The sequence below is a fragment of the Cupriavidus basilensis genome (assembly GCF_000876015.1).
Classification (GTDB): Bacteria; Pseudomonadota; Gammaproteobacteria; order Burkholderiales; family Burkholderiaceae; genus Cupriavidus; species Cupriavidus basilensis_B.
This window is the reverse complement of sequence record NZ_BBQM01000009.1, coordinates 60687-72649: the sequence shown is the minus strand read 5'-3', so window position 1 is coordinate 72649 and position 11963 is coordinate 60687. Positions and strand designations below refer to the sequence as shown.

The following is an 11963-nucleotide window of genomic DNA, read 5'->3' as shown; positions in this document are numbered from 1 at the left end:
GGTTCCTGTGCGGGCGCGGTTCACAGCATGTCCACCGCGGCGCCGCCGATGCGCGGATCGGTCAGGCTGTGGCGGCCGGTTTCGATATGGCCCGCGAAGCGGCGCAGGAAGCCGTCGCCGGCGTCCGTGGTAAGGCGCACGTCGAACCACTGGCTGGTCGCGCTCAGGTCCCAGCTGTCCTGCTGCGAGACGCCGGGCGCGAGATGGTAGGTGCGCGCGTCGGCGCTGTCGTAGCCGTTGGCGGCGTACATCACGCACGCCTGCTTGCCCTGGTTGACCAGCGTCAGCAGCAGCTTGCCGTTGGTGATGTCGTAGCAGGCCGCCACCTCGGGCCCGGCCTGCCCGAGCTTGCCGCGGAACTGGTTGAGGAAGCCGTTGGGACCGTAGACGGAGAGATCGTAGCGGCCATCCTGCGCGCCGGCCGGCTGCGGCATCCAGTTGTCGGACAGGCTCTTGCCCGCCTCGACGGTGTACTGCCACACGCCGCCGCCGTTGTTGAGCGCGTCGAAGGTGGCGGGCGGGAACACCGTGTCGTCCTGGTCGTGCGGCTTGTCCGGCTCGGCGTAACTGGTGGCGCCGTTGGCATAGACGATGAAGCCCGCGCCGGCCGCGCCGGTGTTGGCGAAATCGATCCAGAAGCGCTTGCCGTCGGCATCCGCGCGGCCGTGCGCGAACAGCTCGTAGGGCAAGGCGCGCGCGCGGCGCTGGCCGACCTCCTGCACCGGGCGCGTGGGCGCGGACGGCACCGCCGGGCTCGGACGGGTGCGGGCCGCATCGGCGTCCGCCTTGTAGTACGTGGTGTTGGGCAGGTCGGTGGGCAGGTCGCCGTTGGGCTTGGTGAAATCGAAGGCCGAGGTCAGGTCGCCGCAGACCGCGCGGCGCCACGGCGAGATGTACTCGCACGGCACGCCGAAGCGCGCCTCGATGAAGCGCAGCACCGAGGTGTGGTCGAACACCTGCGAGCACACCCAGCCGCCCTTGCTCCACGGCGACACCACCATCATCGGCACGCGCGGCCCCAGGCCGATCGGCACGCCGTTGTAGTTTTCCTCGTCCACCGACACCGTGCTCTGGCCCTGGTAGCCGTACATGGCGGTGTTGACCGGCGGCACGTAGGCCGGCACGTGGTCGAAGAAACCGTCGTTCTCGTCGTAGTTGATGATGAACACAGTCTTGGCCCACACCTCGGGATTCGAGGTCAGCGCCTTGAGCAGCTTGTCCACCAGCGCCTGGCCGGCCGCCGGCGAGGCGTCCGGATGCTCGCAGTAGGCGTCCGGGCAGATGATCCACGACACCTGCGGCAGCGTGCCGTTCTGCACGTCCTGGGCGATGGCGTTGGCCAGCTCCTCGTCGTAGGCGGCCTCGTTCGAGGCCAGCTTGTTGCCCACGTAGGCGCGCCCGCGGCGGTACTCGTCGGACTGCTTGTCGAGCTTGCGGAAGGTCTTGTGGAAGGCGACGGAGTTGCAGCCGTAGTTGGAATACGCCTGGTACACGCGCCAGTCGATCTTCTTTTCCTGCAGCCGCTCGGCGTAGCACTTCCAGGTCAGCCCTTCCCAGGCCTCGTCGAGGTCCATGTTGGCGGTCCAGTTGTTGTCCAGCTCCTGGCCCTTGAGGCGCTTCCGGGTGCCGGCCTGGTAGCCGCTCATGGTGTAGACGCTGGCGCCGCTGGTGTAGTACTGGCGGTTGGGCTCGGTGTTGGCGAAGATCGAGCAATGGTTGGCGTCGCAGATGGTGAAGGCGCTGGCCAGCTGGTAGTAGAACGGCAGGTCCTTGCGCGCATCGTAGTAGCCCATCGACATGCGGCTCTTCAGCGGCACCCAGGCGTCCCAGTGCTTCCAGATGCCTTGCTCGAGCTTCCAGTTGTGGTCCGTGCCGCCGAGATGCTGCGCGTTGGTCGTGGTGGTGTCCAGGCGGAACGGCAGCACGTACTTCTGCTGCGCCTGCAGCACCGGATCGCTCTCGTACCACTGGCTCGTCTTCGGCCAGTTCGCATAACCCACGTTGGCATAGCCGGTGCGCGCATCCGCGTTGCGCCCGGCCGGCTGATACCACACCGGCCTGCCGCTGCGCAGCGGCACCGGCTTCGGATCGCCGAAGCCGCGCACGCCGTTCATGGTGCCGAAGTAATGATCGAACGAGCGGTTCTCCTGCATCAGCACCACGATGTGCTCCACATCCTGGAGCGTGCCGGTGCGGCGGTTGGCGGAAATGGCCAGCGCGTCGCGGATGCTTTGCGGCAGCACCATCGAAGCGGCGGCGGCACCCGCCGAAGCGGCTCCGAACTTCAGAAACTGGCGACGACTCTTCAGGGACTTCGAGGACATGTGACGGCGATCCGGTGAGCTGGCTTATTTCGGGCTGACGGCAGGCGCGCAGCGGATAACCGCATCGGCCACGGGCGCCTGCGGCGCGGGGGCCGCGGGCGTGGCAACAGTGTTCGCGCCGTCGTCGCCGCCGCCGCAAGCGGACAGGCACGACAACGTCATCAGCAACGCAAGCAGGGTCTTGGACATGGAATGGAAAGCGCGGCCCGCGCGGGCATGGGCGAACGAAAGCCGGCACGCCGACGGCCAGGAGGAAGCGCTAGGGATGGGACGGGAGCGGATTGTGGCGGGTACGTATTACGGGGGCGTGAATGAACGTATCAATACATATGGGATTGGGGGGGCGGATTTTCTTGTTCGGGCTTTTGTGGGCCTGGCGGCTCGGGCTTGATTGGTGGTTTGGGCTTTGGGTCCTTGTTCTAGCTTTCGTGGGCCTTGAGGCTCGAACTTGATTGGTGGCTTGAGCTTAGGGTCCTTGTTCGGACTTTCGTGGGCCTTGAGGCTCGAGCGGTTTTGGTGGTTCGGGCTTGGTGAAGATCGTTACTTTTCTTTGTCTCGACAAAGAAAAGTAACCAAAAGAAAACGACCCCTTGCAGGGGGGCTGGGCGCTCAGACGTTATGGCTGGTGCTGGTTTCGTGGTGCGGGCGCTGGCTTCGATGAGACTGCTGACGCTACCGGTTTGCTTGCCTGCGGCATCGCGAATGGCGTTCGATTCCTGGTGGCGCTGCATGATGGCGGTGGCCCAAGCCCTTCAGGCTGCTGCCGCGACCGAAGCAGATGGGCACGTCATGGGATCGGCACTGGTTTCGTGGTGGGCGCGGTGGCCCCGGCTTGGAATGCGCCCGGCACGAGAACGCTCAACGCGGGCCGAAACCCGACACACCCGCGCCGGGTCCACCATGCCCACCACGAAACCATGAGGGTGCTATGTCGTGGTGTCCAAAGCCGGTAACGGCAGATGGCCGAACCAGCAGTGCGCTCGCCATCATAGGTCTGACCACGAAGCCACTACAGCCAGCAGTGTCGTGGCCGCTCGCACCGGTAACGGCAGATGCACGCAGAACCACCGGCCCCACCACGAAACCACCAACAATTAGAAATCCCAACGTTTCTGCCCCTGCCGGCCAGGCAGTCCGCTTTCTTGGCCTACTTTCTTTTCGGACAAAAGAAAGTAGGTCGCTCCGGAGGAGCGAAAGCCTTTGACTTTGACTTTGACTTTGACTTTGACCTTAACGTTAAGCAGCCAACTTCGAAGCCAAATCCCTTGAAGCCGAAGTCAAAGCCGACTCTAAAGAAATCAAATACTCCCCCAATCCTATTCCCCTCCCGGCACCGGATACTTCCCCGCATTCACCACCATCTTCGCCTTCACCGCCGCATCCAGATCCACCCCCAACACATTCAGCAACTGCGACAGATAAATCGCAATATCCGCCAGCTCCTGCTCCACATGCTCCCGCTCGTCGGTCGCCATGATCCCGCGCGATTCCTCCTCGGTCTTCCACTGGAAAATCTCCACCAGCTCGGCCGCTTCCACGCTCAGCGCCATCGCCAGGTTCTTGGGGCTGTGGTATTTCCCCCAGCCGCGGGCTTCGCCGAATTCGTGCGCGGCGCGCTGGAGGTTCTTGGTGTCGATCAGGGTCATGATGGTCTGCGATGCAATGGAACGAACGCTATTGAACCACGGTGCCGCGCCGCGGGCCGCGCTTAGCATGGCTTCTGCGCAAGCCGTGCGCAGATCCGCTACGATAGCGCCTCCCGAAAAAATAAAACAGGCGACAAGTTCAGATGGCGACCTCGGCAAACTGGCCACGGCTCGAAAGCGATATCCTGTCCTGCATGCCTCCCCAGGCGGAGGCGCGCATCTTCTCCGGGGAGCTGCTGTCCCGCGTGCAGGCGAAGTATGGCGAGCAGGCGCCGGGGCGCGACACCGTGATCCGCGCGCTGGACCGCCTGTGCGAGGAAGGCCTGGTCGGCAAGGAAGGGCGCTCGCGCGACAAGAAATGGTGGCGCACCGGCAAGAAGGCGGTCTCGGGCACGGCGCGCCGGCCGCCGCTGGAGCTGGCCATCGCGCTGCTCACGCTGCAGCGGCATGCGCCCAATCATCTCCCGAGCCACGTCATCAGCCAGCTCGAGGATTATTTCGTCGGCGCCGCCAGGGTGCTGCAGGAAAGCCCGGTGGACCCGGCGCTGGCCACCGCGCGCGCGTGGGCGGCCAAGACGGTGCGCATCGACGCCGGTTATCCGCTGCGCTCGCCGCCGATCCGCGAGGACATCCTCAACGCCGTGCGGCGCGCGCTCTATGCCACCCAGGTCCTGTCGGTCTGCTACCGCAACTCCCGGCTCGACAGCGAGGAGCCCGCCGCGTTCAACGTGGTGCCGCTGGCGCTGGTCGAGCGCGGGCCGGTGCTTTACCTGGTGGCGAGCCGCGAGCGCAGCGACGGCAGCTTCAAGCGCTACCAGCTGCGGCTGGACCGCTTCGTCCAGGCCACCTGCACCGAGGTGGCCGGCAGGGCCGACCCGGACTTCGACCTGGACGCCTACGTCCTGCACAACCAGTTCTTCTCGTTCTTCCCCGAGGCGCCGGTGCGCGTGGAACTGCGCGTCAGGGAAGACAGCGAGATCAAGAACCTGTTCCGCGAGCAGAAGCTGGCCGACGACCAGGAGATCGTCGAGGAGGAGGGCGGCTTCCGCCTCACCGCCACGGTCATTCCCTCGGTCGAATTCCGCAACCTGCTGATGGAGCGCTCGGCCCGCGTCGAGATCCTGTCGCCGGCGCATCTGCGCAGGGAGATCGCCGGGAACCTGTCGCAGGCGTGCCGCGCCTACGCGGACGCGCTCGCATCGGGGGCGCCGGAGGCGTCAGGGACATAGGGCGTCATAGCGCCGGCACGCACGGCGCCGGCCACGGATAGGCGATGGTGATGTCGGCCGCGAGGTCGAGCGAGCCGGTGTCGCGCCGGTGCGCGCGGATGCGCTGCAGCAGGTTCGGGTTGAACGAGTCCACGTGGTCCATCACGTGCGTCTGCGCGGCCACCAGCAGGCGCGCGGGCATTGAGTACGAGCGTTCGACCGCCGTCCACAGGACCGAGACGATGCGCCGGGACAGGGCCTCGCGGTCCTGCTCCTGCTCGCGCGCCAGCACGCACAGCGCGTTCATCGACGCCAGCTCGTGAAACCCCGTGCGCCGGCCCGCGCCGGGCGCCAGCAGCGGCTCGATGGCGGTGCGCGCGAGGATGTCGAGCGCCGCGGCCAGGCTGCGCTCGCCGGCCAGCACCCAGCAGCCGTCGCGCTCGGGCGGCAGGTGCTGGGCCGAGCCCAGCACCAGGGCGATCTCGCTGGTGCCGCGCCGGCGCGCGCGGCGCATGGCGTCGACCGGGCCCATCGCGTTCCAGCGCGCGCCGCCGAACACGCCGCTCAGGCGCGTGGCATCCACGAGGTGGATGACCAGGTCGGGCCGCGGCCGGGCCTGCTCGTCCAGCGTCCACGCCAGCCGGCCCTCCAGCGACGGCAGGTCGAGCAGCAGGCCCGCGGCCTCCTGCTCGGAGAAGCCCCAGCGGCGCAGCAGCACGCGCTGCGGCCGGACCTGCGAGGTGGCGATGGCGGTGCCGGAAACGGTTCCGGGAATCGTGACGAATTGCATGGCTTGCCCTCCTGTTCTGCCGAGGAGTGCAGTGTCGCCACGCATCTGCGCATCCGGTGCGCAGATGCGGCACCGGCATGCAATCCGTCGCGGGAGGCGGGCAACGGGATGCCGTGCCCGCCCCTCCCGCGCCCCTCCCGCGCCGCCCCGGAGAACCTACAGCCGGTCGTACAGCAAACCCGCCGCGCGCTCGGACAGCACCAGCACCAGCTTCATCGTCGCCCGCGTCGCGCCGACGAACAGCCGGCGGATCTCCTTCTCGCCGAGCGTCTCGAAATCGATCTCGGCGAACACGATGGCGGGCGCGGACTGTCCCTTGAAGCGGAACACCGATTCCGCCAGCACGTCGCCCTGCGAGTAGACCGGCTGGCCCTGCGCGTCGTAGGCGCCGGTAAACGAGCGCAGCCGGTTCGGGCCGAGCTGGTCGTAGCCGAGCAGGCGGGAATTGTCGCGCCCGCGGTAGCTCAGCAGCACCACGTCCTCCTGCCGGAAGCCGTCGGAGTAGCACAGGCGCAGGCCGTCCTTGACGCGGTCGAGCAGCTCATGGTCCTGGTACACCAGGAATTCCACCTCCGCCGTGGCGATGGGCGCGGTGGCCTCGATCTCCACCTCGGGCGGCAGCAGCGGCTGCAGCAGCTTCACCACCGGGCGCGGGCTGCGGAAGTTGCTGCGCGCGCGCAGGCGCACCCAGCCCGGCAGCTCGGCCGGCGGGTGGCCGTACAGGTTCTGCATCGGGTCTTCCAGCCACAGCGCGCGCGCCGCCGGGCCCGCGTGCCGCAGCACCAGGTCGCGCCAGTGCGGCGCGAAGTCCTGGCCTTCGTCCACGATCAGCGTGTCGAAGACGAATTCGCCGGGCACCGCGAGCCGCGCCACGTCGTCCACCAGCTTCGTGAACGCATCGGGCTGCGTGAAGTCCGGCACGCCGCCGTGATGGCGCAGCAGCGCTTCGCACAGCATGTGGAACGTGCAGGCCAGTCCGCCCGGCGGCGCGATGCGCGCGAAGTGGTCGGCCAGCGGGCGGTTGAAGCAGACGTAGAGCGGGCGCCGCCCGCGCGCGATCGCGTCGCGGTACTCGGCCAGCGCGAGCTGGGTCTTGCCCGAGCCCGCGGTACCGGTCACGCGCAGGCGGAACGGCTCGATGTCGAGCTGCCGCGCCCAGTGCGACAGGCCGCCGGACACGCGCTTCACCAGCGTGCGCGCCTGGCCGATCAGCGCGCTGACGTCGGTGTCGAGCTCGATGGTGTCGCACAGGAAGCGATGGATCCGCTCGGCCACCGGCGCGTCCTCGCCCGGCGGCAGGATCGCCCGAATGATGGCGCACAGCTGCGCGCGCCGGCCCGCGTCGACGATGCGCTGCGGCGACAGCCCCGCCGTGACCGGGTTGCGCACCGTGTAGTCCGGGCAATACAGCAGGTGCTCGATGAACACCGGCTGGCCGCCCAGGCTGCGCATCAGCTTGCCGCGCAGGCCGTCCGCGGTGCGGCCCATCTGCACCGAGACCACGCGCGAGCGCGTGCCGTAGTGCTTGACCAGCCCCTCGGGCGTCTCGTCGAGGAAGCCGCTCTTCTGCTCGATGATGAGCAGCTGCCCCGCGCGGTTCACCACCACGAAATCGATCTCGCCGTAGATGGCGTGCACGTGCGCCACGTTGGTCCAGTGCACCGAGTGGTAGACCGTATAGCCGTCCGGCAGGCCGGCCGCCAGCACCGCGAGCGTCTCCAGCTCGCGCTGGGCGGGGCCGCTGGCCTCCAGGGTTTCCCAGCCGTCGGGAATGATGCGCGCCACGGGAATGCTCCGTCGTCTCTTGGAAAGAGCACGAGAATACCCGAGCGGCCGCCACGCAGCCATCGCGGCGTGCGGCACAATGGCGGCACGATGGCAGCACAAAGGCGGCGTCCCCCGCCGGCACGACAAGACAGAAAGACCATGCGCTTATTATCGAAATCCAAACTAATGGCCTTCCGGCAATGCCCGAAGCGGCTCTGGCTGGAAATCCACCGCCCGGCGCTGCGCAGCGATTCGGCCGCGACCGAGGCGAGCTTCGCGATCGGGCACCAGGTCGGCGAGATCGCGCGCCGGCTCTATGACCCGCGCGGCACCGGCGCGCTGGTGGATGCGCAGACGGAAGGCTTCGAGGCCGCCTTCGCGCGCAGCCAGGACCTGCTCGGCAGTTCGGCGCCGGTGTTCGAGGCGGGCTTTCGCGCCGAGGGCGCGCTGGCGTTCGCCGACGTCATGCTGCCGGACGGCGCCGGCGCGGCGCGCACCTGGCGCATGGTCGAGGTCAAGTCATCCACCAGCGTGAAGGACTACCACCTCGACGACACCGCCGTGCAGGCCTTCGTGGCCACGCGCGCGGGCGTGCCGCTCAGCGGCATCGCGCTGGCGCACATCGACAGCCAGTGGGTCTATCCGGGCGGCGGCGACTACCGCGGCCTGCTGGCCGAGGCCGACGTCTCCGAACAGGCCTTCGCGCGCGCCGGCGAGGTCCAGGGCTGGATCGCGCAGGCGCAGGCCGTCGCCGCGCGGGCCGGCGAGCCGGAGCAGGCCACCGGCCGGCACTGCGCCACGCCCTACGAATGCGGCTTCCTCGACCATTGCCGCGGCCAGGAGCCGGCGGCGCAGTATCCGGTGCGGTGGCTGCCCCGCATCCAGGCCAGGGCGCTCAAGGCGCTGATCGAAGAGGACGGCGTGGCCGACATGCGCGACGTGCCGGACCGCCTGCTCAACGACCGGCAGCGCCGCGTGAAGGCGCACACGCTGTCCGGCGAGGTCTTCTTCGACGCCGCCGGCGCCGCGGCCGAGCTCGCCGCGCACAAGCTGCCGGCCTTTTTCCTGGACTTCGAGACGATCCAGTTCGCGGTGCCGGTCTGGCCCGGCACGCGGCCGTACCAGCAACTGCCGTTCCAGTTCAGCCTGCACCGGCTGTCGCGCACGGGCAAGCTGGAGCACCGGTCGTTCCTCGACCTGTCCGGCGACGATCCCTCGCTCGCGTTCGCGCGGGCGCTGGTGGCCGGCTGCGGGCAGGCCGGCCCGGTCTTCGTCTACAACGCCGCCTTCGAGACCGCGCGCATGCGCGAGCTCGCCGCGCGCTTTGCGGCGCTGGAAGCCCCGCTGCTGGCCATCTGCGCGCGCGTGGTGGACCTGCTCCCGGTTGCCCAGCAGCATTACTACCACCCGGACCAGCAGGGCAGCTGGAGCATCAAGAAGGTGCTGCCGGCCATCGCGCCCGACCTGCGCTACGACGCGCTGGACGGCGTGCAGGACGGCGGCATGGCCATGAGCGCCTACCAGGAAGCCATCGCGCCCGGCACCGCGCCCGCGCGCAAGGCGCAGATCGAGCGGCAGCTCACGGACTACTGCGGCCTCGACACGCTGGCCATGATCCGGCTCTGGCAGTTCTTCACGGGCCGCGGCGACACGGCGGGCTAGGGCGCGCCGGCCACGCTCATCGCGCTCATCGCGCCCACCGCATTCACAGGCGGCCGAGCAGCGCCGGCATCTGCGCGACCAGGTACAGCACCGCGCCGATCAGCCCGCCCACCAGCGTGCCGTTCATGCGGATGTACTGCAGGTCGCGCCCCACGCTGAGCTCGATCTGGCGCGCCATCTCGCGCGCGTCCCAGCCGCGCACGGTGCTGCTGATATGGCGCGTGACGAATTCCGCGAAATCCGGCGCCATGCCGCGCGCGGCTTCGCGCAGATGGTCGTTGAGCGAGGCGCGCAGCGACGGGCTGCGCGCCAGCTCGGCGCCGATCCAGTGGCCGGCTTCCATGACCTTGCGGTGGACCACGGAATCCGCGCGCGCGAGGTCCTGCTTGAGCCAGCCGCGCCAGTCCGCCCACAGGCCGCCGAGGTAGGCGTTGAGCGCGCTGTCGCCCTGGAGCTGCTGCCGGATCCGGTCGGCCCGGGCGTGAAAGGCCGGGTCGTCCTTGAGGCGCGCGATCAGCGTGGCCACGGCGTCGTCGAACGCGCGGCGCAACTGGTGCGTGGTGTCCGCCTCCACCTGCCCCAGCACGCGGCCCAGCGCCGCGGCGACGAGATCGGCGCCGTTGCTGCCGATCCACTCCGTGGGCAGGATCCGCTCCTTCTTCGGATGCTCGCTCTTGAGCCACTCCACGATGCGCTCGGCGATGAACGCGCGCGTGCCGGGCTCGTTGAGCAGCCGGATCAGCTGCGCCAGCGAGGCGTCGAGCAGCGCCTGGTGGCGGCCGTTCTCGGTCAGGCTCTCGAGGATGGTGGCGGCCGAGCGCGACAGGTCCACCTTGCCGATCATGGCGTGCGCCGCGTGGCGGATCGCGGCCTGGATGTCCCGCTCGTCCATCAGGTCCAGCGCGGTGCCGGCCACCTTCGCCACCACGTCGCCGATCTCGCGCGTGTTGCCGGGCGCGGCCAGCCATTGCGCCACTGCCTGCGCGGGATTGTGCCGGTCGATCAGCGCGACCACCGACGGCACGTCGAGGAACTTGTCGCGCACGAAGGCGGCGAGGCCGTCGGCGATGTCGTCCTTCTTGCGCGCGACGATGTTGGTGTGCCCGGCCAGCCCCGGCAGCGGAATGCGGCGGAACAGCGCCGCCACCGCGAACCAGTCGGCCAGCCCGCCGACCATCGCGGCCTCCGACGCGGCGCGCACCCAGCCGGCGGCGAAGCCGTGCGGCACGAACAGGGTGGCGATGAAGACCGCGAAGGCGAACAGCAGGAATGCCAGCGCCTTGCGCTTGGCGATGCGGAGTTCGGTGTCTTGCTGCATGCGTGGTGAGGTAGTCGAGGCGTGGATGGAGGATAACTTGCCCGGAATGGGCGGAGACAGTCTGTCCGCGTATCTGCGCACGCGATGCGCAGATACGCGGACAGACTTCCGCGAAGCCGGCGCGATCCCCCCCGAAAGCAGGACTCCATTTTTGCGGGCCGCTGCCGATAGTAGGTCACTTGACGTTCGCATCGCGCCCCGGCGGCAGAACCGGGGCCGGCGCGGGCGGCGCGGGCGGGCAAGCCACGCCCGGATGCCGCGCAATACATGGGGAACACGCTTTGAACGAGAACACCACCGGGGGCGGGCGGCTGGCGGCGCCCGAACGCGGCCCCCGCCCGGGCGCGCCGGACGACGGCGCGCGCTTCGCCGCGCGCGCGCCGCGCTTCCGGCTCGGCGCCGACGTCATCCTGTCCGACGCCACGGCGCTGCGCCTTGCCGAATGCCTGACCAAGCTGCGCCACCGCAAGACCATCTACGTCGACTGGGACTTCGGCGCCGTGGACCCGCTCGGCCTGAGCACCATCCTCAACTTCTACGGCCCGCCCGGCACCGGCAAGACGCTCGCGGCCGAGGCCCTGGCGGGCACGCTGGACCTGCCGTTCATGTCGCTGGGCATCGCCGAGCTGGAAAGCAAGTTCATGGGCGAGACCGCGAAGAACATCCAGGCCGCGTTCGACGCCGCGCGCGCGGCCGGCGCGCTGCTGTTCTTCGACGAGGCCGACACCCTGCTCGGCAAGCGCCTGTCCTCGGTGACGCAGGGCGTGGACAACGAAGTCAACGCCATGCGCTCCACGCTGCTGATCGAGCTGGAGCGCTTCGACGGCGTGGCGGTCTTCGCCACCAACTTCGCCAAGAACTACGACGAGGCGTTTCGCAGCCGCATCGGCTATCACGTGCACTTCGACCTGCCCGACCTCGACGCGCGCCAGCGCCTGTGGTCGCGCATGCTGGTCGCGGGCATCCCGCTGCGGGACCCGCGCGAGCCCCTGCTGGCGCGCTGCGCCGCGCTCAGCGACGGCTTCTCCGGCCGCGAGATCCGCACCTGCATGCGGCTGGCGCTGCCCAAGGCGCTGCACGAGGCCGAGCGGCACGGCCAGCCGCCCGGCCTGGCGCTGGCGCACCTCGAAGCCGCCATCGGCGAGGTGCGCAAGGCCGGCGACGAGGTAGCCGGTTCACCGGAACACCGCCGCGGGCCCGCGGCCGACTCCGCAACGACCCGGCGGCTGCTGGGCGTCGACTAACAGG

The 11963-nt window shown here is 69.1% G+C and carries 9 protein-coding genes; 3 read left to right on the top strand and 6 right to left on the bottom strand.

Annotated elements, in window-relative coordinates:
- Nucleotides 1–20 precede the first annotated feature (20 nt).
- From KF708C_RS05625 to KF708C_RS05620, 3 genes are all read right to left on the bottom strand, one after another.
- Nucleotides 21–2324 (bottom strand): phosphocholine-specific phospholipase C, encoded by a 2304-nt coding sequence (locus KF708C_RS05625; protein WP_082079443.1) that lies wholly within the window; start codon nt 2322–2324, stop codon nt 21–23.
- A gap of 24 nt (nt 2325–2348) precedes the next feature.
- Nucleotides 2349–2513: a hypothetical protein gene (locus KF708C_RS35480; protein WP_156173742.1), complete on the bottom strand. Its 165-nt coding sequence runs from the start codon at nt 2511–2513 to the stop codon at nt 2349–2351.
- A gap of 1127 nt (nt 2514–3640) precedes the next feature.
- Complete coding sequence (locus KF708C_RS05620; RefSeq protein ID WP_020204175.1) at nt 3641–3970, bottom strand: nucleotide pyrophosphohydrolase; 330 nt, start codon at nt 3968–3970, stop codon at nt 3641–3643.
- Nucleotides 3971–4113: 143 nt separating this feature from the next.
- Here KF708C_RS05620 and KF708C_RS05615 point away from each other — a divergent pair, with 143 nt between their 5' ends.
- Complete coding sequence (locus KF708C_RS05615; RefSeq protein ID WP_059411014.1) at nt 4114–5199, top strand: helix-turn-helix transcriptional regulator; 1086 nt, start codon at nt 4114–4116, stop codon at nt 5197–5199.
- Nucleotides 5200–5203: 4 nt separating this feature from the next.
- On the opposite strand, the gene KF708C_RS05610 is transcribed toward KF708C_RS05615, so the two are convergent.
- Nucleotides 5204–5968: a hypothetical protein gene (locus KF708C_RS05610; RefSeq protein WP_059411013.1), complete on the bottom strand. Its 765-nt coding sequence runs from the start codon at nt 5966–5968 to the stop codon at nt 5204–5206.
- A 156-nt stretch (nt 5969–6124) separates the two neighbouring features.
- Nucleotides 6125–7753 (bottom strand): ATP-binding domain-containing protein, encoded by a 1629-nt coding sequence (locus KF708C_RS05605; RefSeq protein ID WP_059411012.1) that lies wholly within the window; start codon nt 7751–7753, stop codon nt 6125–6127.
- 168 nt (nt 7754–7921) lie between these two features.
- On the opposite strand from KF708C_RS05605, the gene KF708C_RS05600 reads away from it, so the two are divergent.
- Nucleotides 7922–9397, top strand: coding sequence for a DUF2779 domain-containing protein (locus KF708C_RS05600; protein WP_082079442.1), 1476 nt, complete (start codon nt 7922–7924; stop codon nt 9395–9397).
- A gap of 43 nt (nt 9398–9440) precedes the next feature.
- Here KF708C_RS05600 and KF708C_RS05595 read toward each other — a convergent pair whose 3' ends face one another.
- A complete protein-coding gene (locus KF708C_RS05595) occupies nt 9441–10715 on the bottom strand; it encodes a DUF445 domain-containing protein (protein ID WP_020204180.1) in 1275 nt (424 codons plus the stop codon).
- Between the two features lie 281 nt (nt 10716–10996).
- Between KF708C_RS05595 and KF708C_RS05590 the strand changes: the two genes are divergently transcribed.
- Entirely contained in the window at nt 10997–11959 is a 963-nt protein-coding gene (locus tag KF708C_RS05590; protein WP_063922975.1) for an ATP-binding protein, read from the top strand.
- Nucleotides 11960–11963 lie beyond the last annotated feature (4 nt).